The sequence below is a fragment of the Streptomyces kronopolitis genome (assembly GCF_014646275.1).
Classification (GTDB): domain Bacteria; phylum Actinomycetota; class Actinomycetes; order Streptomycetales; family Streptomycetaceae; genus Streptomyces; species Streptomyces kronopolitis.
Genome location: NZ_BMND01000022.1, coordinates 34,258 through 54,289, shown reverse-complemented (window position 1 = coordinate 54,289; position 20,032 = coordinate 34,258). Strand labels below are relative to the sequence as shown.

Here is a 20,032-nt window from a genome sequence, read left to right as displayed (position 1 = left end):
ACTCATGGCTGACTCACGCGGCGGACCGCTCGTCCTCGGCATCGAGACCTCCTGCGACGAGACCGGTGTCGGCATCGTCCGCGGCCACACCCTGCTCGCGGACGCGGTCGCCTCCAGCGTCGACGAGCACGCCCGCTTCGGAGGGGTGGTGCCCGAGGTCGCCTCGCGCGCCCACCTGGAGGCGATGGTCCCCACCATCCAGCGTGCCCTGAAGGACGCCGGCGTCGCCGCCTCCGACCTGGACGGGATCGCGGTCACCGCCGGACCGGGCCTGGCCGGCGCGCTGCTGGTGGGCGTCTCGGCCGCCAAGGCGTACGCCTACGCCCTCGGCAAGCCGCTCTACGGCGTCAACCACCTCGCCTCGCACATCTGCGTCGACCAGCTGGAGCACGGCCCGCTGCCGGAGCCGACGATGGCGCTGCTGGTCTCCGGCGGCCACTCCTCCCTGCTCCTCGCGCCCGACATCACCTCCGACGTGCGCCCCCTGGGCTCGACGATCGACGACGCGGCCGGCGAGGCCTTCGACAAGATCGCGCGGGTGCTCCACCTCGGCTTCCCCGGCGGGCCGGTCATCGACCGCTACGCCCGCGAGGGCAACCCCGACGCGATCCGCTTCCCGCGCGGGCTGACCGGCCCCCGCGACCCGGTCTACGACTTCTCCTTCTCCGGCCTGAAGACGGCGGTCGCCCGCTGGATCGAGGCCAAGCGGGCGGCCGGCGAGGAGGTGCCGGTGGCGGACGTCTCGGCGTCCTTCCAGGAGGCCGTGGTGGACGTGCTGACCCGCAAGGCCGTCCGGGCCTGCAAGGACAACGGCGTGGACCACCTGATGATCGGCGGCGGGGTGGCGGCCAACTCCCGGCTGCGGGCGATGGCCCAGCGCCGCTGCGAGGACGCCGGCATCACGCTGCGGGTGCCGCGGCCCAAGCTGTGCACCGACAACGGCGCGATGGTCGCTGCCCTGGGCGCGGAGATGGTGGCCCGCGGCCGGGCGGCCTCCGCCTGGGACCTGTCCGCGGACTCCTCGCTGCCGGTCACCGAGCCGCACGTCCCCGGCGAGCCCGCCGCCCCGGAAGCGCACGGCCACAGCCGCGGGCACGGCCACGATCACGACCACGTCCACGAGGTGAGCAAGCACAACCTCTACTCCTGACCGGGCACCGCCCGCCGGGGCGTCGTTTGTCGTTCTTCGCGCGCAGGTGCCTCCGCCCGCCCGGTGCGCGGCCCGAGGTCTTACCCTGGCAACCAGCACCGGGCGCGCACGTGGGGAGGCGGCAGGCTGTGGACTGGTTCTGGTGGGTCTTCATCTTCTTCATGGCGGGCGGATTCGCGAAGGTCGCCGACACCGCCCGCACGGCGCTGCGCACCCGTCACGAACGGAAGATGGAGCGGCTGGAGTCCGCGCGCCAGGAGCGCCAGGAACTCGCCGCCGCCCACAAGCAGCCCGAGCCGGTGTGCGGCTGCACCCACCACCTCGCCAAGCACGACAAGCGGGGCAAGTGCCATGAGCGGGTGGAGGTGGCGGTGGTCTGGGACGAGGAGCACCGGCCGGTGCAGTACGAGGCCGGGCAGTGCACCTGCCAGCAGTACATCGGCCCGCAGCCACTCTCCCAGGTCTACGCCGAGGACCTCACCGACCTGGCGTGACCGGCCCTTCGGCCGCCTCGGCGGCCGGCCGGCCCAGCAGCATCGCGGGGGCGCCGCCGACCCGGGTGAGGAAGATCGTGCAGGAGGTGCGGCCGCCGCCCAGCTTCAGCTTCTTGCGCAGCTCCTCGGGCTCCACCGCGGACCCCCGCTTCTTGATCACCGCGATCCCGACCCCGCGCTCGCGCAGCAGCGCCTTGAGCTTCTTGACGTTGAACGGCAGCACGTCGGTGAGCGCGTAGGCGGTCGCGTACGGCGTGGCCGTCAGCCGGTCCGCGGTGATGTACGCGATGGTCGGGTCGATCAGCCGGCCGTCGAGCTGCCCGGCGACGTCCGCGACCAGATGGGCCCGGATCACCGCGCCGTCCGGCTCGTACAGCCAGTCCCCGACCGGTCCCACGGGGGCGCGGTCCGCCTCGTCCCCGGCCGGGTCCAGCCGCGCCGCGCCGAGAAGGGAGTCGCCGGCCGGCAGCAGGGTGGCGCGGCGGCCGCCCGGGACCGGACCGCCCGGGCCGAACCACACCACGGCCTCCTTGACGTCGCCCCCGTCCGAGATCCACTCCGTCTCGGCGTCCGCGGGCAGGGCCTCGTGCGGGACCCCGGGCGCGATCTTCAGCGCCGCGCACGGTGCCGCGCGGGCCGCCTCGACGGCCCACGACAGCGGCGGCTCGTACGCCTCCGGGTCGAAGATGCGCCCACCCGCCGGCCGGCCCGAGCCGCCGCGCCCGGCCCCTCGTGCCGGGGTCTTGCCGCGCCGGGCCGGATCGACGAACACCGCGTCAAATCCGGCGGTGTCCACCTCCGTCACGTCCGCGCAGCGCACCTCGATCAGCTCGGCGAGCCCCAGCGCCTCCGCGTTGGCCCGGGCCGCCGCGCAGGCCAGCGGATCCCGGTCGACGGCCAGCACCCGGATCCCGGCCCGGGCCAGCGCCAGCGCGTCACCGCCGATGCCGCAGCACAGATCGGCCAGCGTACGGACGCCGAGCGCGGCGAAGCGGGCCGCGCGGTGGTCGGCGACGGTGGCGCGGGTGGACTGCTCGACGCCGTTCGGCGTGAAGTACATCCGCCCCGCGTCCGCCCCGAACTTCGCCACCGCGCGCTGCCGCAGCCGCGCCTGGCCGAGAGCGGCCGAGACCAGCGCCGCGGGATGCTCACGCCGCAACCGGGTGGCCGCCGCCAGCTCGTCTGCCGGGTCATGGTCCCGCAACTCGGCCAGCAGAGCCTGTCCCTCCGGGGCGAGGAGGTTGGCGAAAACGTCGAGGTCATTCACGGTGCCATTGTCTCCCCACGCTTTTGTCTTTCCCGCCGTGGGGGTTTCCCGCCGCTTTACGCCCGCTTCGCGGTGCGCCTCCGCTGCGCTTGGCGGCCCTCCCGCGTTGTTTTCTGCGGCGGCGCAGTGGTTTTTCGCCGTTGCGCCTGCGGCGGGCGGTGGGTGTTGGGTGCGGTGACGGACCTCCGGGGCTGGTCTGTGGACTGCTTCGCTTTACGTCCACAGACCAGGCCCCTCCGGCCCGTCCCCTCCCGTGGGGGAGTACGTAACGGTGGGTGGGGGCGGGCGTCGTGCCCGGCCAGGGCCTCGGTCCGTCGTCGGTCGTTTTGGTACGACCACGAGGCGCACTCGCCCACCCACGTGCACCCCCACCGGCCTTTCCCCCACCCCTCAACGGGAGGGGGCGGGCCGGAGGGGTCGGTGTGTGGGACGTAAAGCGAAGCAGTCCCACACACCGACCCCGGAGGACCGTCACCGCACCCGACAGCCCCGCGCAGCGGACCCGCCCGCCGCAGGCGCAACGGCGAGAAGCCCCACGGCGGGCCAGCCGACAACGTGGGCGCAGCCCGCGCAGCGGAGACGCACCGCGAAGCGGGCGTAAGACGGCGAGCAACCCGCACGGCGGGAAAGACAAAAACGTGGGAAGACTTACACCGGCTCACGCCGGCGCTGCGCATGGTCGCTGATGCGGAGCAGTAGGGCCACCATCACCCAGTTCGCGACGAGGGAGGAGCCGCCCTTGGCGAGGAAGGGGAGGGCCTTGCCGGTCAGGGGGATGAGGCCGGTGACTCCGCCGGCGACGACGAAGACCTGGAGCAGGAGGGCCCCGGAGAGGCCGACCGCCAGCAGCTTGCCGAACGGGTCGCGTGCCGTCAGGCCGACCCGCATCCCGCGCTGGGCGAGCAGCACGTACAGCATCAGGACGACCATCACCCCGGCCAGGCCCAGTTCCTCGCCGACGGTGGTGAGGATGAAGTCGCTGTTGCCGGCGAAGCCGATCAGCTCGGGGTGGCCCTGGCCGAGGCCGCTGCCCGAGATGCCGCCGCTGCCGAAGCTGAACAGGGCCTGCGCGGCCTGGTCGGAGATCAGGCCCGGCGGCCGCTTCCCCTCGGGCAGGAAGATGTCCATGGGGTGCAGCCAGGCCATGATCCGGCCCTTGACGTGCGGTTCCGTCGAGCCGACGACGGTGGCGCCGACCACGGCCATGGCGAGGCCGCACAGCACCCAACTGGTGCGCTCGGTCGCCATGTAGAGCATGATCACGAAGACCCCGAAGAAGATCAGCGAGGTGCCCAGGTCCCGTTCGAAGACCAGTACCAGCAGGCTGATCACCCAGATCGTGAAGATCGGCGCGAGCTGCCGTCCCGGGGGCAGCTGGACGCCCAGGACCCGCCGTCCGGCCAGCGCCAGCGCATCGCGGTTGACGGTGAGATAGCCCGCGAAGAACACCGAGATCATTATCTTCACGAACTCGCCCGGCTGCAGCGACAGCGGGCCCAGCAGGATCCAGCGCTTGGCGCCGTACATGTCGGCGCCGAAGAAGGCCGGTGCCATCAGCAGGACCAGCGCGACCGCCATCGTCAGATAGATGTAGCGCTGGAGGATGCGGTGGTCGCGCAGCACCAGCAGGATGACGATGCAGCTCGCCACCCCGATCACCGTCCACACCAGCTGGCCGCTGGCCGCCTCGGCGATCTTCAGCCGGGGCGTCTGCGCGTACGTGACGTCCAGGCGGTGCAGCAGCACCAGGCCGATCCCGGTCAGCAGCGTCGCCAGCGGCAGGATCAGCGGATCGGCGCGCGGCGCGTAGCGGCGCAGCACCAGATGCGGGACCAGCGCCACGAACAGCATGCTGACCGCGAAGCCGGTCATCCCGCCGGGCAGCCGGCCGGTCATCGACAGCCCGGTGTAGGCGTAGCCGAAGTCCGCGATCAGGACGACGAGGGCGAGCAGCCACGCCTCGGTCCGCCGCCGGTCCGGTGCCCGGGCCAGCGCGGCGAACGTCATGGTGCGTTCCGCTTCGCTCTCCGGCCGCGCGGCAGCCCGGGGAACGCTGGTCAGTCCACGCACGGGAGTCCTCCGCCATCGGTCGTCGAGGCCGCCGGCCGGCCGGGAGGGCTCCCCGGTTCCCCGGTTCGGCAACCGGGGAGGTAGACGAGGCAGCCGGTGGCGTGGTTGCGAGGGAAGGGAAGGTGTGTCGTTTTTGACGGAAAACGGCCGGAGAATGCCCCCGAATCCGCCCGGATCCCGTCGCGAGGGAACGCCCGAATCCGCCGGGGCCCGTCGCGGGAGTGCCCGAACCCGCCCGGAACTCGCCGCGGATGGGCCGCGATCGGGCGGCGGGGGCCGGTCCGTCGCGGGGCGGGTCAACCGGCGGTGGCGGAACCTCCCCCCGCCGCGCTGGCACTCCGCTTGACCGAGTGCTAACCGCGTCATAGTCTCGGCGTTGGCACTCTCCAGTGGGGAGTGCCAGACATACAGCGACGGGCAGGTCCGGCACCCGCGACGACGGATCGACCTGGTCGCCACCTCAGACAGTTAACCCCGTGAGATCTCCGAAGGGGGAGGTCGGATCGTGACGACCACCAGCTCCAAGGTTGCCATCAAGCCGCTCGAGGACCGCATTGTGGTCCAGCCGCTCGACGCCGAGCAGACCACGGCCTCGGGCCTGGTCATTCCGGACACCGCCAAGGAGAAGCCCCAGGAGGGCGTCGTCCTGGCCGTGGGCCCGGGCCGGGTCGAAGACGGTAAGCGCATCGAGCTCGACGTCACCGTCGGCGACGTCGTTCTCTACAGCAAGTACGGCGGCACCGAGGTGAAGTACAACAACGAGGAGTACCTCGTTCTCTCGGCTCGCGACGTTCTCGCGATCGTCGAGAAGTAAGTCACCGGATTTGCCGTGATCTGCGCCCCTGGTTCCCGCGTCTAAACAACCCGGGGCAGGGGCGCAGTTCGTTTGAGCGACAGCGGTCCCCACTGCGTGGCCGAGGATCGCAATGAGAGGACTTGAAGCAACCCATGGCGAAGATCCTGAAGTTCGACGAGGACGCCCGTCGCGCCCTTGAGCGCGGCGTCAACAAGCTTGCCGACACCGTCAAGGTGACGATCGGCCCCAAGGGCCGCAACGTCGTCATCGACAAGAAGTTCGGCGCCCCGACCATCACCAACGACGGTGTCACCATCGCTCGTGAGGTCGAGATCGACGACCCGTACGAGAACCTTGGCGCGCAGCTCGTCAAGGAGGTCGCGACCAAGACCAACGACATCGCGGGTGACGGCACCACCACCGCCACCGTGCTGGCCCAGGCGCTGGTCCGCGAGGGTCTGCGCAACGTCGCCGCGGGTGCCTCCCCGGCCGCGCTCAAGAAGGGCATCGACGCCGCCGTCAAGGCCGTGTCCGACGAGCTCCTCGCGACCGCGCGCCCGATCGACGACAAGTCCGACATCGCCGCCGTGGCCGGCCTGTCCGCCCAGGACAAGCAGGTCGGCGAGCTGATCGCCGAGGCGATGGACAAGGTCGGCAAGGACGGTGTCATCACCGTCGAGGAGTCCAACACCTTCGGCCTGGAGCTCGACTTCACCGAGGGCATGGCCTTCGACAAGGGCTACCTCTCGCCGTACATGGTCACCGACCAGGAGCGTATGGAGGCCGTCCTCGAGGACCCGTACATCCTGATCCACCAGGGCAAGATCGCCTCGATCCAGGACCTGCTGCCGCTGCTGGAGAAGGTCATCCAGGCCGGCGCCTCGAAGCCGCTGCTGATCATCGCCGAGGACGTCGAGGGCGAGGCCCTGTCGACCCTGGTCGTGAACAAGATCCGTGGCACCTTCAACGCCGTGGCCGTCAAGGCCCCCGGCTTCGGTGACCGCCGCAAGGCCATGCTCGGCGACATCGCCACCCTCACCGGTGCCACCGTCATCGCCGAGGAGGTCGGCCTCAAGCTCGACCAGGCCGGTCTGGACGTGCTGGGCACCGCCCGCCGCGTGACCGTCACCAAGGACGACACCACCATCGTCGACGGTGGCGGCAAGTCCGAGGACGTCACCGGTCGCGTCGCGCAGATCAAGGCCGAGATCGAGAGCACCGACTCGGACTGGGACCGCGAGAAGCTCCAGGAGCGCCTCGCCAAGCTCGCCGGTGGCGTCTGCGTCATCCGCGTGGGTGCGGCCACCGAGGTCGAGCTCAAGGAGAAGAAGCACCGTCTGGAGGACGCCATCTCCGCGACCCGCGCCGCGGTCGAGGAGGGCATCGTCTCCGGTGGTGGCTCCGCTCTGGTCCACGCCGCCAAGGTGCTGGAAGGCTCCCTCGGCAAGGAGGGCGACGAGGCCACCGGTGTCGCCGTCGTCCGCCGCGCCGTCGTCGAGCCGCTGCGCTGGATCGCGGAGAACGCGGGCCTCGAGGGCTACGTCATCACCTCGAAGGTCGCCGAGCAGGACAAGGGCAACGGCTTCAACGCCGCCACCGGCGAGTACGGCGACCTGGTCAAGGCCGGCGTCATCGACCCGGTCAAGGTCACCCGCTCCGCCCTGGAGAATGCCGCGTCCATCGCGTCGCTGCTGCTGACGACCGAGACCCTGGTCGTCGAGAAGCCCGCCGAGGACGACGCGGCCGAGGCCGGCCACGGCCACGGCCACGCGCACTGACGTGCTGACACGGTGACGGTGGGCCTTCGGGCTCGCCGCGGACCGTCTTCCGAAAACCCGGTTTCCGCTTTGGCGGGGGCCGGGTTTTCGGGGTTTTGGGGGCCCGGGAGGGCTCGGGCCTCAGGGGCCCCGGATTGGGCTGGGCTTTCGGGTTCCCCGGGGCGGCCGCCGACTTCAGGGGTCCCGGGGTGATGGCTTCCGTGGCCCATCCCCAGGGGTGTTGTTTCCCCGCCGCCCGCCCCCTGGTGTGTTGTTTCCCCGCCGCCCACCCCCCTTCGGGGGGTGGGCGGGACTGGAGGGGAGTTTCGTGTGCGGCCGCGTGGGTGTCGAGGCCGCCCTCCGTGCACGCGCCTGCCGCGCCCCCGGCCCGTCGCGCTAGGCCGAGTGGTGCAGATGCTCCGGCAGTACGGGGGCGCTGAAGGGGCGGCCGTGTGCGTAGCGTTCGAGTTCGTCGAGGGCGTGGTCGGCCAGGCGGTGGAGTTCGGTGCCCAGGGACCCCGCCACGTGAGGCGTCAGCAGGACGTTCGGGAGGTCCCACAACGGCGACGCGGGCGGCGGGAGTTCGGGCTCGGTGACGTCGAGGACGGCGTGCAGGCGGCCGCTGACCAGCTCGGGGAGCAGCGCGTCCGGGTCGACGAGGGAGCCGCGGGCGGTGTTGATCAGGGTGGCGCCGTCCGGCATCAGGGCCAGTTCGGGGGCGCCGAGCAGATGGCGGGTGGCGGGCAGTTGCGGGGCGTGCACGGTGACGAGGTCGCTGCCGCCGCAGAGCGCGTCCAGCGGGACCGGCGTCACGCCGAGCCGGGCGGCTTCGTCCGCGTCCACGTACGGGTCGTACAGCAGCACCCGCAGGTCGAACGGGCGCAGCAGCTCGATGACGCGGCGGCCGATACGGGAGGCGCCGATGATGCCGATGGTGCGGTGGTGGTTGCCGGTGCCGTCGAGTGCGTCGGCCCAGTCGTGTGGTGCGCGCAGGTCCCGGTAGCGGTGGGCGGCGTGCAGCACGCGTTTGTTGGCGAAGAGGATCGCGGCGAGCGTGTACTCGGCGACCGGGAGCGCGTTGGCGGCGGCGGCCGAGCTGACGGCGATGCCTCGCTCCCAGCAGGCGTCGGTGAGGTGGTGCCGTACCGAGCCGGCGGCGTGGACGACGGCGCGCAGCCGGGGCGCCGCGGCCAGGACGGTGCTGGTGAGCGGTGGGGCGCCCCAGCAGGTGAGAAGGACCTCGGCCTCGGCGAGGGCGGCGGCGACCGCGGGGGTGGGGGCGGTCAGTTCGTGGGCGACGAGGCGCGGATCGGTACGGGCCAGGGTCGTCAGGCGGGTGCGATGGCGGGTGTCGAGCAGCCGGGCGGCGATGTCGGGCGCCATCGACAGCAGCACGGAGGGCCGGGCAGGAGGGTTATCCACAGGCCTGGCGGCGTGGTCAGGGGTCGGGTGCATAGTGAGGAACGTGCTCCTTCGCGGTCGCCCGTCAGTGCGCGTCACCTGCCGCCACCGTCGAGCGGGAGCGGCATCTCAGTGTGTCGCCGCGGAGCCGTCGGTGCGAGGGCGCCGGCGGCGGACGGCGGGGAGTTGACCGGTACGGAAGGAGAGGAGCGGAGACGTGAGGGTGCGGGGGAGCGCGAGGCGCGGGAGTGCGGGGCGCGGGAGGAAGAGGGAGCGTGGGCCGGATGCCCGGTCGACGTGTCGGTCTGTCGCGGCTGAAGGGTGCCGGCGCCCGGCCACCATCCGCCGTATCAGGGGGAGTCATGGCCGAGTCGCAGCCTGAGTGGCAGCCCGATTTCCCCGCCGTGCGTCGTCGGCCTCCTCCGGGGCATCCGCCCTGGGCGCTGCCGCCCGAAGACCGCCGCCGCAGCCCGTACACCGGCTGGACCCGGGCCCATTGGGAGGTGACTGCCGATGCCCTGCTGCGGGCCACCGCCCGTTATGCCTCCCCGCGCCACGGCCTGATCGTGCTCCCCGGAGCCCGCCCCAGCTCCTCCGGTCCCCGTTCGGACGGTCTCGAAGGCTTCGCCCGTACGTTCCTGCTCGCCGCGCTCCGGGTGGCCGGCGACGGCGGGCGTGACCCGCACGGCCATCTCCCCCGTTACGCCGAGGGGCTCGCCGCGGGCACCCGCAGGCCTGGCGCCGCACGCGAACCGACCCCCGCCGACCCGGAGTCCTGGCCCCGCATCGAGACCGTGCGCCAGGCCCGCGTCGAGGCCGCCTCGCTCGCCCTCGGGCTGCGCCTGACCCGGCGATGGCTGTGGGACACCCTCGACGAGAGCGTCCGCAGCCGCGTCGCCGAGTGGCTGCTGCCGGCCCTGGGCCCGTCCCCCGTCGACAACAACTGGTGGCTCTTCGGGCTCACCGTCGGCGGTTTCCTGCGTGAGGTGGGCATCGAGACCGACCGTGCCGGGGCGGCCATCGACCGTGCGCTGACCCGCATCGAGGACTGGTACCAGGGAGACGGCTGGTACGCGGACGGCGACAACCGCGCCTTCGACCACTACAACGGCTGGGCACTGCACTTCTACCCGGTCCTGCACGCCCATCTGGCGGCCGACCGGGCCCTGCTGGCGACCCACGGCCCCCGTCTGCACGCCCAACTGGACGCCTGCACCCGCCTCTTCGACACCGATGGCGCGCCCCTGCCCTTCGGCCGCTCCCTCACCTACCGCTTCGCCGCCGCGGCCGCCCCGTGGCTCGGTGCGCTCACCGGCCACACCCCGCTCACCCCCGGTGCCACCCGCCGCCTCGCCTCCGGCGCCGTGCGCCACTTCCTCGACCGCGGCGCCGTCACCCGAGACGGCCTGTTACCCCTTGGCTGGTACGGACCGTACGCGCCGATGCTCCAGAGCTACTCCGGCCCGGCCTCGCCGTACTGGGCGGCCAAGGGCTTCCTCGGCCTGCTGCTCCCCGCCGGCCATCCCGCCTGGACCGCCACCGAGGAGGCGCTGCCCGCCGAAACCGCCGACGCCGCCGGGCCCTTCGGCACCACGGGCCTGCTGCTCCAGTCCACCGCCTCCGACGGACTGGTCCGGCTCCACAACCACGGCAGCAACTCCGTCCGCACCACCCCCGACCCCTATTACGCCCGCTTCGCCTACTCCACCCGCACCGGGCCCACGGCACCCACCGACGACGACCCGGCCCTGCCCGACAACCACTTTGCCCTGCTCCTCGACGGCCGCCCGACCACCCGCGGCCCCGCCACCCCGCAGGCCACCGGACCCGACCGGGCCTCCTCCGTCCACACCCCGCGCGCCCCCGACGGCACCGAACTCGCCGGTGTCCGCATCCTGTCCGCCACCCTCGTCCACGGCAGCGCCGAAATCCGCGCCCACCGGGTCACCGGCGCCGCCCCCGGCACCCGCGTCCGCCAGACCGGCTGGGCCACCACCCCCGGCGGTCCCACCGCCCAACTCCACCCCGTCCACGGCTACGACACCCCGGCCCGCCGCACCCCTACGGGAAGCACCCTCATCGGCCCCCGTACCGCGACCCTCTCCGTGGAGGGCACCGTCACCGCCGACCCCGGGGGCACCCTCTTCGCGGCCCTGGTGTCGCTGACCGCCGACCCCGACCCGGCGCCCGTCCACACCCTGGCGACCGTCCGCCCCACCCGCCACGGCATGGAGGTCACCTGGCAGGACGGCACCCGCACCCACCTGGACCTGCCCCCGCCGGGCACGGAGGGTGGCGAGGTGTCAGGGCAGGTGGCCCGGCCATGACGCGAATCCTCCCCGGACTCGGGCCCCGGCCCGCCACCGCCCGCCGCCACCGCTCCCTGCGCCACCGCTCCCTGCCGTCATGGCTCTGCGCGCTCCTGCGCTCCGGGCCGGCGCACCCCCACGGCGCCGCGCCCGCCGGCACGGAAGGCGACCGTGCGTCAGCGCGGCCCGAACTTCCGGCCCGTACGGGAGGTGACCCCGCCCAGCACGCCGCGGGGCGCCAGCTTCACCGCGCCCATCAGCGCCTTGTAGCGGGGGTCCGGAATGGACAGCGACTTGCCCCGCGTCAGGTCCTTCATCGCGGCGTCGACGAGCTTGTCCGCGTCCAGCCACATCCACCCGGGGATGTTGTCCGTCCCCATCCCGGCCCGCTGGTGGAACTCGGTCCGGACGAACCCGGGGCACAGCGCCATCAGCCGCACCCCGCTGCCCGCCAGATCCCGCGCGGCGCCCTGGGTGAACTGCACGACCCACGCCTTGCTCGCGCCGTAGGTGCCGCGCGGCACGAACGCCGCCACCGACGCCACATTGACCACGGCGCCCCGCCGGCGGTCCCGCATCCCGCGCACCCCGGCCGTGGTCAGCCGCAGTACGGCCTCGCAGTGCACCTTCAGCATCGTCAGCTCGTCGGCCATCGGGACTTCGAGGTACTCGCCCTTGTTGCCGAACCCGGCATTGTTCACCAGCAGATCCACCGGGTGCCTGGTGTCCGAGAGCCGCGCCTCGACGGCCGCGATGCCCTCCTCGGTGGCCAGGTCGGCGCTCAGCACCTCCGCCTCGATGCCGTGCCGGTCGTGCAACTCGGTGGCCTGCTCGTGCAGTCGCTTCTCGTCCCGGGCCACCAGCACCACGCTGTGGCCGTCGCTCGCGAGTCGTCGGGCGAACGCCGCTCCGATGCCCGCCGTGGCTCCTGTGATCAGTGCAGTCGTCATACGGGCACGCTATCCGCACCGGCCGCGGGGCCCGAGCCCCAACCCCACCGACGCGGCCACCCTCTCCGGCCGCCGGGCCGCCGCTTGCCGCCCGGCCCGGGAGCCCACCGCCCCCCGTCCGCAGGGGCCTTGCCGCCCGAGCACCCCGCACCGCCGGTGCCGGCCGCCCGGCCCCGGGGCTCAGCCGCGCTTTCGCTCCTGGTACGCCAGCACCCGCCGCCGTGCCTCCTCCGGGAGCGCCTCGCCCGCCTCCAGCAGCCGCGGCAGCAGTTCCCGACGGAGGGTCAGGGCCTGGAACATCAGCTGGATGGTCACCTCGTGCGCCGGGCGGTGCACCAGCTCGACGGCGTCCCCGGCGCGGATCTCGCCCGATTCGATCACCCGCAGATAGGCGCCCGGCACCGCGGTCTGGGTGAACCGCTTCAGCCAGCCGTGCTCGCCCAGCCACCCCTGGAACGTCCGGCAGGGAATGCGCGGACAGCTCACCTCCAGCAGCAGCCGCGGACCGACCCGCCAGCGGTCACCGATCAGCGCACCGGTGAGTTCCACGCCCGCCGTGGTGAGGTTCTCGCCGAACGACCCGTTGGCCAGCTCGCGGCCCAGCTCCCGCTCCCATTCGTCCAGATCCTCCCGGGCATAGGCGTAAACGGCCTGGTCGTCGCCGCCGTGATGGCGCAGATCGACCACCGCGTCACCGGCCAGCCCGCTGCCGCCGGTGCCCTTGGGCCCCGGGGCGGTCACCGCCACCGGGCCGTCCACGGGACGCTTGTCGATACCCGTGCCGCCCGCCGCGTCGGTGTGCTCGGACGGTTCGGGCCGCCCCACGTTCACGGTCAGCAGCTTCATGTGGCGCTCCGATTGCTCGCTCGACGTGGCCCCCGAGGGCCTTATCTGCATCTTCATCTGCATCTTCCCCGTTCATCGCCCGTCATGGACCACCGCAGCGGGTGGGGGCCACGTATCGCGCAGCCGCCCAAAAGCATCGGCGCACTTTTTCCCGATCAACCCAAGACCCGCTTATGCTTGAGGCATGATCGAGGCCCGTCATCTCCGTGTGCTGCGTGCGGTCGCCCGGACCGGTTCGTTCTCCGCCGCCGCGCGCGAACTGGGCTGTACCCAACCGGCCGTCAGCCAGCAGATGAAGGCGCTGGAGCAGTCCGCCGGCACCCCGCTGCTGGTCCGTACGGGCCGGGAGATGCGGCTGACCCAGGCGGGCGAGTCCCTCGTGCGGCACGCCGTCGGCATCCTCGCCGGCCTCACCGCCGCCGAGGAGGAGATCGCGGCCATCGCGGGCCTGCGCGCCGGGCGGGTGCGGCTGGTGTCCTTCCCCTCCGGCAGCTCGACGCTGGTCCCGACCGCCTTGGCGGCCATGCGCGCGGCCCACCCGGGCACCCGGGTCTCGCTGGTCGAGGCCGAGCCCCCGCGCTCGATCGAGATGCTGCGCAACGGCGACTGCGAGATCGCCCTCGCCTTCCGCTATCCGGAAGTGCGCGGCGCGGACCCGGCGGCCGCCGCCGAGTGGGACGACCTGGTGGTGCGGCCGATCCTGGCGGACCGGCTGGTGGGCCTGGTGCCGGACGGCCACCGGCTGGCGACGGCGAAGAGCGCGCACTTCTCCGAGCTGGCCGACGAGCCCTGGATCGCGGGCTGCCCGCGCTGCCGCCGGCATCTCGTGGAGGTCTGCGAGAGCGCCGGCTTCACCCCGCGCATCGACTTCGCGACGGACGACTACCCCGCGGTGATCGGCCTGGTCGGCGTCGGCCTGGGGGTCGCCGCGCTGCCCGAGCTGACCCTGACGTCGGTACGCCTCAAAGGGGCGACGGCCGTACGGATGGAGCCCGCCGTCCACCGCGAGATCGTCGCGCTCACGCTGCCGGACCTGGCGCACGTCCCCGCCGTCGAGGCCACGCTCGACCAGCTGGCGGACGCCGCGGGCCGCTGAACGGCCCCACGCACCCGACCGCTCCGGCTCCGCCTGTACGCCCCGATTCCGGCACTCCGCGGCCGCCCGCTCCGTCTCATTGCGCCCGGCCGCATCCGGCCGCTCCCGTTCCGCCCTCCGCCGCGGATTCAGGCACGCCGACACCGCCCGCCCGCCCCGCCTCCGTCGCCGCGCCCGGCAGCACACGCGTCCGGCCGTACTCGCAGCCCCGACTCCGCACCGCACTCGGCCGCACGCGTCCGCCCGCTTCTGTAACCGCCCGGCCGCATCCGCACCCGCGCCGGGCCGCACCCGCGCCCAGCACCACCCGCGGCCGACAGCGCCCTCCCGCCCCGCCTCCGTAACTGCGCTCGGCAGCACCCGCACCCGCCCGACCCGCCTCCGTGACCACGCCCGGCCGTACCCGCCCGTCCCGTCGCCGCGCCCAGCAGCATCCGCCGCACCCGCACCCGCACCCGCACCCGCACCCGCACCCGACCGCACCCGCCCGTCCCGTCGCCGCGCCCAGCAGCATCCGCCGCACCCGCGCTCGACTGCCCCGCCTGCGTCACCGCGCCAAGCCGTACCCGCCCCGCACTCGCACCCGCGCATGGCCGCACCCACGGCCGACCGCACCCGGCCGCTCGGCCGCCCCGCCTCAGTCACCCCCCGACCGCACCCGCACCTGCGCCCGCCCGCGCCCGGCTACACCTCCACCCGCACCCGACCGCACCCGCACCCGGCCCGCCGCTCCCGCTGCCCACCACTCACCACTCACCGCAAAAACTCCCCACCCAGCCCCGCAGGTGCACAGCATTTGCAGGAACGTTTCTTCAGGGGTGATCCGCTGTCGTGGGTCAGGCGCCCGGGGTGCCCGCGTGGCCGGTCATGGAGGAGGCGGGGATCAGGCGGTGGCGGGCCCGGCCCATGAGCTCCTCGCGTTCGTCCTCCGTCAGGCCGCCCCACACCCCGTAGGGCTCGCGGACGGCCAGTGCATGTGCCGCGCACTCGGCCCGTACCGGGCAGCGCATGCAGACCTCCTTCGCCGATGTCTCACGCGCGCTGCGGGCCGCTCCGCGCTCACCCTCCGGATGGAAGAAGAGGGAGCTGTCCACGCCACGGCAGGCGGCCAGCAGCTGCCAGTCCCACAGGTCGGCGTTCGGGCCCGGGAGGCGGGAGAAATCTGCCATTGCGTGTCCCCTCGAAGCGATGCTGATGCGGGCTCGGTGCTCACGACGGTACATCTACTGTCGAAGTAGATGTAAATATGACTCATTGCGAATCTAGTCATAGTCACCACGAAAATGGAAGAAAGAGAGCCAAATAGGGCATAGGGTGCACGCGCGGATGCCGGTCGCCCGTTGAGTCGTCTGCGTATCCGGCTCCTCACGGAGCGTGCTGAACTCGGTCGCCGAAGCCGTAACTCTTTCGAGTGACCGTCGTTGAGTGTGCGGAGGCGATTGGCAGAGGTAGCCGTAGGGCAGGTGTCCGAGGCCGTCAATCGCAACAGGTGACGATACGTACCAGCCTGGAGGCTCAAGGTGACGCGCATCAGCTGCGGAGGACGGTCATGACATCCGTCCTCGTCTGCGACGACTCCCCGCTTGCCCGAGAGGCGCTCCGTCGGGCGGTTGCGACCGTGCCCGGCGTCGAGCGCGTGACGACCGCGGCCAACGGCGAGGAAGTCCTCCGCCGCTGGGGCGCCGATCGCTCGGACCTTATTTTGATGGACGTACGGATGCCCGGTCTCGGCGGTGTCGAGACCGTGCGCCGGCTGCTGTCCGCCGATCCCGGCGCCCGGATCATCATGCTCACGGTGGCCGAGGATCTGGACGGGGTCGCGCTCGCGGTCGCCGCCGGTGCCCGCGGCTATCTGCACAAGGACGCCTCGCGCGCCGAACTGCGGGCGACGGTGACCCAGGCGCTGGCCGACCCGACGTGGCGGCTCGCCCCGCGGCGGCTGCGGTCCGCCGAGATGGGCGCCGCACCGACGCTCACCGCGCGGGAGATCCAGGTGCTGGAGGGTATGAGTCACGGCCGCTCCAACGCCGAGATCGGCCGTGAGCTGTTCCTCTCCGAGGACACCGTCAAGACGCATGCCCGGCGCCTCTTCAAGAAGCTCGGCGCCTCGGACCGCGCGCATGCGGTGGCCCTCGGCTTCCGCTGGGGACTGGTCCGCTAAGGCGTTATGACGTGCAGCGATGCGGGGGAGTGAAGATCCCCGCCCGCCCTGCGGCGGGCGGGGTGACAGGGTGCCCCGCAGGCCGCCGCGTCCGCCGGCGGTCCGATTCGCCGCGCGGTGCCGCATCCTTGAGGTATGGAGTTCCTCGGGGACGGGTCGGTCGGGCACGAGGGGAGGGCGCAGGACATGACAGCCGGCGCACCTGCCGCGCATAACGCTTCAGTGCACAAGTACGGACCTGATGCCGCGGATCGTGCGGCGCCAAGGCACCATGGTCCGATGCGTGAGGACGGGAAGCAGGAAATCGGCGATCTCGTCGCCCGCGCAGTCGAGGGCGACCAACGGGCCACCCACGACCTGCTGGCCCATGTGCACCCCCTCGCCCTGCGCTACTGCCGCACCCGGCTGTCACGGCTGCCGGGTGACGCCCGGCACTTCGTCGAGGATCTGGCACAGGAAGTGTGTGTCGCGGTGCTCTGTGCGCTGCCGCGCTACCGCGACACCGGCAAGCCCTTCGAGGCGTTCGTCTTCGCCATCGCCGGCCACAAGGTCGCCGATCTGCAGCGGGCGGCGATGCGGCACGGCAGCACGGCCGTGCCGTCCGACGAGATGCCGGAGCAGCCGGACGACTCCCTCGGTCCCGAGGAGCGGGCGCTGCTGAGCAGCGACGCGGAGTGGGCCAAGAAGCTGCTGGCGAATCTTCCGGAGAACCAGCGGGAGCTGGTCCTGCTGCGGGTCGCCGTCGGGCTGACGGCGGAGGAGACCGGGCAGATGCTGGGGATGTCGCCCGGCGCCGTCCGGGTCGCCCAGCACCGTGCGCTGAGCAGGCTGCGGGCGCTCGCCGAGCAGTAGCAGATTCCCGCCCCGCGCGGCGGGGATTCGCCGTAGAAATACACAAGTGACGAGGCCCTCACCGCTCGTGGATTGGGACACTTCCTTAGGCCGTTAGCATGGGAGTCCGCGCTGAGGCAAGAGCATTGGGGAAGGTGTCATGAGTGACAACGTCGACGGTATGCCCGCCAAATTCGCCATGCTCGGGCTGACATACGACGACGTGCTGCTGCTGCCGGGTGCGTCGGAGGTGCTGCCCAACGCGGTGAGCACCGCGTCCCGGGTCTCGCGCAATGTCACGGTGAACATCCCGCTGCTGTCGGCGGCGATGGACAAGGTGACCGAGGCGCGGATGGCCATCGCCATGGCGCGGCAGGGCGGCGCGGGCGTACTGCACCGCAATCTGTCCATCGAGGACCAGGCCAACCAGGTCGACCTGGTCAAGCGCTCCGAGTCCGGCATGGTCACCGACCCGATCACGGTCCGTCCGGACGCCGAGCTGTCCGAGGCCGACGCCCTGTGTGCCAAGTTCCGCATCAGCGGGGTGCCGGTCACCGACGCCGCGGGCAAGCTGCTGGGCATCGTCACCAACCGTGACATGGCCTTCGAGATGGACCGCAGCCGTCAGGTCCGCGAGGTCATGACGCCGATGCCGCTGGTCACCGGCAAGGTCGGCATCTCCGGCGAGGACGCCATCGAGCTGCTGCGCCGCCACAAGATCGAGAAGCTGCCGCTGGTCGACGACGCGGGCGTGCTCAAGGGCCTGATCACGGTCAAGGACTTCGTGAAGGCGGAGAAGTACCCGAACGCCGCCAAGGACGCCGAGGGCCGGCTGGTCGTCGGTGCCGCGGTGGGCGTCGGCGGTGAGGCGTACGAGCGGGCGCAGGCGCTGGTCGAGGCCGGTGCCGACTTCCTCGTCATCGACAGCGCGCACGGCCACAGCCGCGGCATCCTCGACATGATCGCCAAGGTCAAGTCCAACATCAGCGTCGATGTCGTCGGCGGCAACGTCGCCACCCGCGACGGCGCGCAGGCGCTGATCGACGCGGGCGCCGACGGCATCAAGGTCGGGGTCGGCCCCGGCTCCATCTGCACCACCCGCGTCGTCGCCGGTGTCGGCGTCCCGCAGGTCACCGCGATCTATGAGGCGGCGCGGGCCGCGCACGCCGCGGGCGTACCGCTGATCGGTGACGGCGGCCTCCAGTTCTCCGGTGACATCGCCAAGGCCATCGCGGCCGGCGCGGACACCGTCATGCTGGGCTCGCTGCTGGCCGGCTGCGAGGAGTCGCCCGGCGAGATGGTCTTCATCAACGGCAAGCAGTTCAAGTCCTACCGCGGCATGGGCTCGCTGGGCGCGATGCAGTCCCGCGGCCAGGGCCGCTCCTTCTCCAAGGACCGCTACTTCCAGGACAACGTGCTGTCCGAGGACAAGCTGGTCCCCGAGGGCATCGAGGGCCAGGTGCCCTACCGCGGCCCGCTCTCCTCGGTCGCCCACCAGCTCGTCGGCGGTCTGCGGGCCTCCATGGGCTACGTCGGCTCCGCCGACATCCCCGAGCTCAAGGAGAAGGGCCACTTCGTGCGCATCACCTCCGCGGGTCTCAAGGAGAGCCACCCGCACGACATCCAGATGACCACCGAGGCTCCGAACTACACTCGGCGCTGACCTGCGCGTACGGCACCGCCCGTACGCGTGCACAAGCCCGTGGCCGCACCCCGGCCGCGGGCTTCGGCGTGTCGGGGATACTGGTACGGCAGACGTAGAGGGAAAGGCCACACACGTGACTGAGATCGAGATCGGGCGCGGCAAGCGCGGCCGCCGGGCATACGCATTCGACGACATCGCCGTCGTACCGAGTCGCCGCACCCGCGACCCGAAGGAGGTCTCGATCGCCTGGCAGATCGACGCCTACCGCTTCGAGCTGCCCTTCCTGGCCGCTCCCATGGACTCCGTGGTCTCGCCGCAGACCGCCATCCGCATCGGCGAGCTGGGCGGCCTGGGCGTCCTCAACCTCGAAGGCCTGTGGACCCGGTACGAGGACCCGGAGCCGCTGCTCGCCGAGATCGCGGAGCTGAACGGCCCCACAGCCACCAAGCGGCTCCAGGAGATCTACGCCGCGCCGATCAGGGAAGAGCTGATCGGCCAGCGCATCAAGGAGGTGCGGGACGCGGGCGTCGTCACCGCCGCCGCGCTCTCCCCGCAGCGCACGGCCCAGTTCTCCAAGGCCGTCGTGGACGCCGGCGTCGACATCTTCGTCATCCGCGGCACGACCGTCTCCGCCGAGCACGTCTCCTCCGCGGCCGAGCCGCTGAACCTCAAGCAGTTCATCTACGAGCTGGACGTCCCGGTCATCGTCGGCGGCTGCGCGACCTACACCGCGGCGCTGCACCTGATGAGGACCGGCGCGGCCGGTGTGCTGGTCGGCTTCGGCGGCGGCGCCGCGCACACCACCCGCAACGTCCTGGGTATCCAGGTCCCGATGGCGACCGCCGTCGCCGATGTCGCGGCCGCCCGCCGTGACTACATGGACGAGTCCGGCGGCCGCTACGTCCACGTCATCGCCGACGGCGGCGTGGGCTGGTCCGGCGACCTCCCCAAGGCGATCGCCTGCGGCGCCGACGCCGTGATGATGGGCTCCCCGCTGGCCCGCGCCACGGATGCGCCCGGGCGCGGTCACCACTGGGGCATGGAAGCCGTGCACGAGGACGTGCCGCGCGGCAAGCGGATGGACCTCGGGGCGGTCGGCACCACCGAGGAGGTGCTGCTGGGGCCGTCGACGGTTCCCGACGGCTCGATGAACTTCTTCGGCGCACTGCGCCGGGCGATGGCGACGACCGGCTACTCGGAGCTGAAGGAATTCCAGCGGGTCGAGGTGACGGTCGCGCCACGGCGCTGAGGCCTTCCCA

16 protein-coding genes are annotated in these 20,032 nt (G+C 72.3%); 10 read left to right on the top strand and 6 right to left on the bottom strand.

Annotated features, from left to right (window positions below):
• The first annotated feature begins 4 nt into the window (after nucleotides 1-4).
• Nucleotides 5-1,150 carry a tRNA (adenosine(37)-N6)-threonylcarbamoyltransferase complex transferase subunit TsaD gene (gene tsaD / locus IEY78_RS22465; protein WP_189101056.1) on the top strand — a complete coding sequence of 382 codons (1,146 nt, stop codon included), beginning with the start codon at nucleotides 5-7 and terminating at the stop codon, nucleotides 1,148-1,150.
• Between the two features lie 128 nt (nucleotides 1,151-1,278).
• Nucleotides 1,279-1,644 (top strand): hypothetical protein, encoded by a 366-nt coding sequence (locus IEY78_RS22460; protein ID WP_189101054.1) that lies wholly within the window; start codon nucleotides 1,279-1,281, stop codon nucleotides 1,642-1,644.
• On the opposite strand, the gene IEY78_RS22455 is transcribed toward IEY78_RS22460, so the two are convergent.
• Together IEY78_RS22455 and IEY78_RS22450 are read right to left on the bottom strand one after the other, a co-directional pair.
• On the bottom strand, nucleotides 1,628-2,911 hold the full coding sequence (locus IEY78_RS22455) for a THUMP-like domain-containing protein (protein ID WP_189101052.1): 1,284 nt from the start codon (nucleotides 2,909-2,911) through the stop codon (nucleotides 1,628-1,630). The genes IEY78_RS22460 and IEY78_RS22455 overlap by 17 nt on opposite strands.
• Nucleotides 2,912-3,559: 648 nt before the next feature.
• Nucleotides 3,560-4,918 carry an FtsW/RodA/SpoVE family cell cycle protein gene (locus IEY78_RS22450; protein WP_189101050.1) on the bottom strand — a complete coding sequence of 453 codons (1,359 nt, stop codon included), beginning with the start codon at nucleotides 4,916-4,918 and terminating at the stop codon, nucleotides 3,560-3,562.
• Between the two features lie 568 nt (nucleotides 4,919-5,486).
• Between IEY78_RS22450 and groES the strand changes: the two genes are divergently transcribed.
• Both groES and groL read left to right on the top strand, forming a co-directional pair.
• Complete coding sequence (gene groES / locus IEY78_RS22445; protein ID WP_189101048.1) at nucleotides 5,487-5,795, top strand: co-chaperone GroES; 309 nt, start codon at nucleotides 5,487-5,489, stop codon at nucleotides 5,793-5,795.
• A gap of 134 nt (nucleotides 5,796-5,929) precedes the next feature.
• Nucleotides 5,930-7,555: a chaperonin GroEL gene (gene groL, locus IEY78_RS22440; RefSeq protein WP_189101158.1), complete on the top strand. Its 1,626-nt coding sequence runs from the start codon at nucleotides 5,930-5,932 to the stop codon at nucleotides 7,553-7,555.
• Between the two features lie 375 nt (nucleotides 7,556-7,930).
• On the opposite strand, the gene IEY78_RS22435 is transcribed toward groL, so the two are convergent.
• Nucleotides 7,931-8,989, bottom strand: a complete 1,059-nt coding sequence (locus IEY78_RS22435; RefSeq protein WP_189101046.1) for a hydroxyacid dehydrogenase — start codon at nucleotides 8,987-8,989, stop codon at nucleotides 7,931-7,933.
• Nucleotides 8,990-9,297: 308 nt separating this feature from the next.
• On the opposite strand from IEY78_RS22435, the gene IEY78_RS22430 reads away from it, so the two are divergent.
• Nucleotides 9,298-11,262, top strand: a complete 1,965-nt coding sequence (locus tag IEY78_RS22430; RefSeq protein ID WP_189101044.1) for a DUF2264 domain-containing protein — start codon at nucleotides 9,298-9,300, stop codon at nucleotides 11,260-11,262.
• Between the two features lie 158 nt (nucleotides 11,263-11,420).
• On the opposite strand, the gene IEY78_RS22425 is transcribed toward IEY78_RS22430, so the two are convergent.
• Nucleotides 11,421-12,194, bottom strand: coding sequence for an SDR family NAD(P)-dependent oxidoreductase (locus IEY78_RS22425; RefSeq protein ID WP_189101042.1), 774 nt, complete (start codon nucleotides 12,192-12,194; stop codon nucleotides 11,421-11,423).
• A gap of 180 nt (nucleotides 12,195-12,374) precedes the next feature.
• Entirely contained in the window at nucleotides 12,375-13,040 is a 666-nt protein-coding gene (locus tag IEY78_RS22420) for an MOSC domain-containing protein (protein WP_189101040.1), read from the bottom strand.
• A gap of 184 nt (nucleotides 13,041-13,224) precedes the next feature.
• Here IEY78_RS22420 and IEY78_RS22415 point away from each other — a divergent pair, with 184 nt between their 5' ends.
• Nucleotides 13,225-14,136, top strand: coding sequence for a LysR family transcriptional regulator (locus IEY78_RS22415; RefSeq protein WP_189101039.1), 912 nt, complete (start codon nucleotides 13,225-13,227; stop codon nucleotides 14,134-14,136).
• A gap of 836 nt (nucleotides 14,137-14,972) precedes the next feature.
• Here IEY78_RS22415 and IEY78_RS22410 read toward each other — a convergent pair.
• Entirely contained in the window at nucleotides 14,973-15,305 is a 333-nt protein-coding gene (locus IEY78_RS22410) for a WhiB family transcriptional regulator (RefSeq protein WP_189101037.1), read from the bottom strand.
• Between the two features lie 380 nt (nucleotides 15,306-15,685).
• Here IEY78_RS22410 and IEY78_RS22405 point away from each other — a divergent pair, with 380 nt between their 5' ends.
• The 4 genes from IEY78_RS22405 to IEY78_RS22390 all read left to right on the top strand — a co-directional run bounded on the left by IEY78_RS22405 (nucleotide 15,686) and on the right by IEY78_RS22390 (nucleotide 20,022).
• Nucleotides 15,686-16,297: a response regulator transcription factor gene (locus IEY78_RS22405; protein WP_003948568.1), complete on the top strand. Its 612-nt coding sequence runs from the start codon at nucleotides 15,686-15,688 to the stop codon at nucleotides 16,295-16,297.
• A 279-nt stretch (nucleotides 16,298-16,576) separates the two neighbouring features.
• Nucleotides 16,577-17,149, top strand: a complete 573-nt coding sequence (locus IEY78_RS22400; RefSeq protein ID WP_283781113.1) for a sigma-70 family RNA polymerase sigma factor — start codon at nucleotides 16,577-16,579, stop codon at nucleotides 17,147-17,149.
• A gap of 139 nt (nucleotides 17,150-17,288) precedes the next feature.
• Entirely contained in the window at nucleotides 17,289-18,791 is a 1,503-nt protein-coding gene (guaB, locus tag IEY78_RS22395) for an IMP dehydrogenase (RefSeq protein WP_189101035.1), read from the top strand.
• Nucleotides 18,792-18,906: 115 nt separating this feature from the next.
• Nucleotides 18,907-20,022 (top strand): GuaB3 family IMP dehydrogenase-related protein, encoded by a 1,116-nt coding sequence (locus IEY78_RS22390; RefSeq protein WP_189101033.1) that lies wholly within the window; start codon nucleotides 18,907-18,909, stop codon nucleotides 20,020-20,022.
• Nucleotides 20,023-20,032: the final 10 nt, after the last annotated feature.

Bases quoted from the DNA above. Each gene is read 5' to 3' on its own strand.
- IEY78_RS22435 (WP_189101046.1), bottom strand. From the start codon at position 8,989: ATGCACCCGACCCCTGACCACGCCGCCAGGCCTGTGGATAACCCTCCT.
- IEY78_RS22425 (WP_189101042.1), bottom strand. From the start codon at position 12,194: ATGACGACTGCACTGATCACAGGAGCCACGGCGGGCATCGGAGCGGCG.
- IEY78_RS22405 (WP_003948568.1), top strand. From the start codon at position 15,686: ATGACATCCGTCCTCGTCTGCGACGACTCCCCGCTTGCCCGAGAGGCG.
- IEY78_RS22410 (WP_189101037.1), bottom strand. From the start codon at position 15,305: ATGGCAGATTTCTCCCGCCTCCCGGGCCCGAACGCCGACCTGTGGGAC.
- IEY78_RS22420 (WP_189101040.1), bottom strand. From the start codon at position 13,040: ATGAAGCTGCTGACCGTGAACGTGGGGCGGCCCGAACCGTCCGAGCAC.
- IEY78_RS22430 (WP_189101044.1), top strand. From the start codon at position 9,298: ATGGCCGAGTCGCAGCCTGAGTGGCAGCCCGATTTCCCCGCCGTGCGT.
- IEY78_RS22400 (WP_283781113.1), top strand. From the start codon at position 16,577: ATGCGTGAGGACGGGAAGCAGGAAATCGGCGATCTCGTCGCCCGCGCA.
- IEY78_RS22415 (WP_189101039.1), top strand. From the start codon at position 13,225: ATGATCGAGGCCCGTCATCTCCGTGTGCTGCGTGCGGTCGCCCGGACC.
- IEY78_RS22450 (WP_189101050.1), bottom strand. From the start codon at position 4,918: ATGACGTTCGCCGCGCTGGCCCGGGCACCGGACCGGCGGCGGACCGAG.
- guaB (WP_189101035.1), top strand. From the start codon at position 17,289: ATGAGTGACAACGTCGACGGTATGCCCGCCAAATTCGCCATGCTCGGG.
- tsaD (WP_189101056.1), top strand. From the start codon at position 5: ATGGCTGACTCACGCGGCGGACCGCTCGTCCTCGGCATCGAGACCTCC.
- groL (WP_189101158.1), top strand. From the start codon at position 5,930: ATGGCGAAGATCCTGAAGTTCGACGAGGACGCCCGTCGCGCCCTTGAG.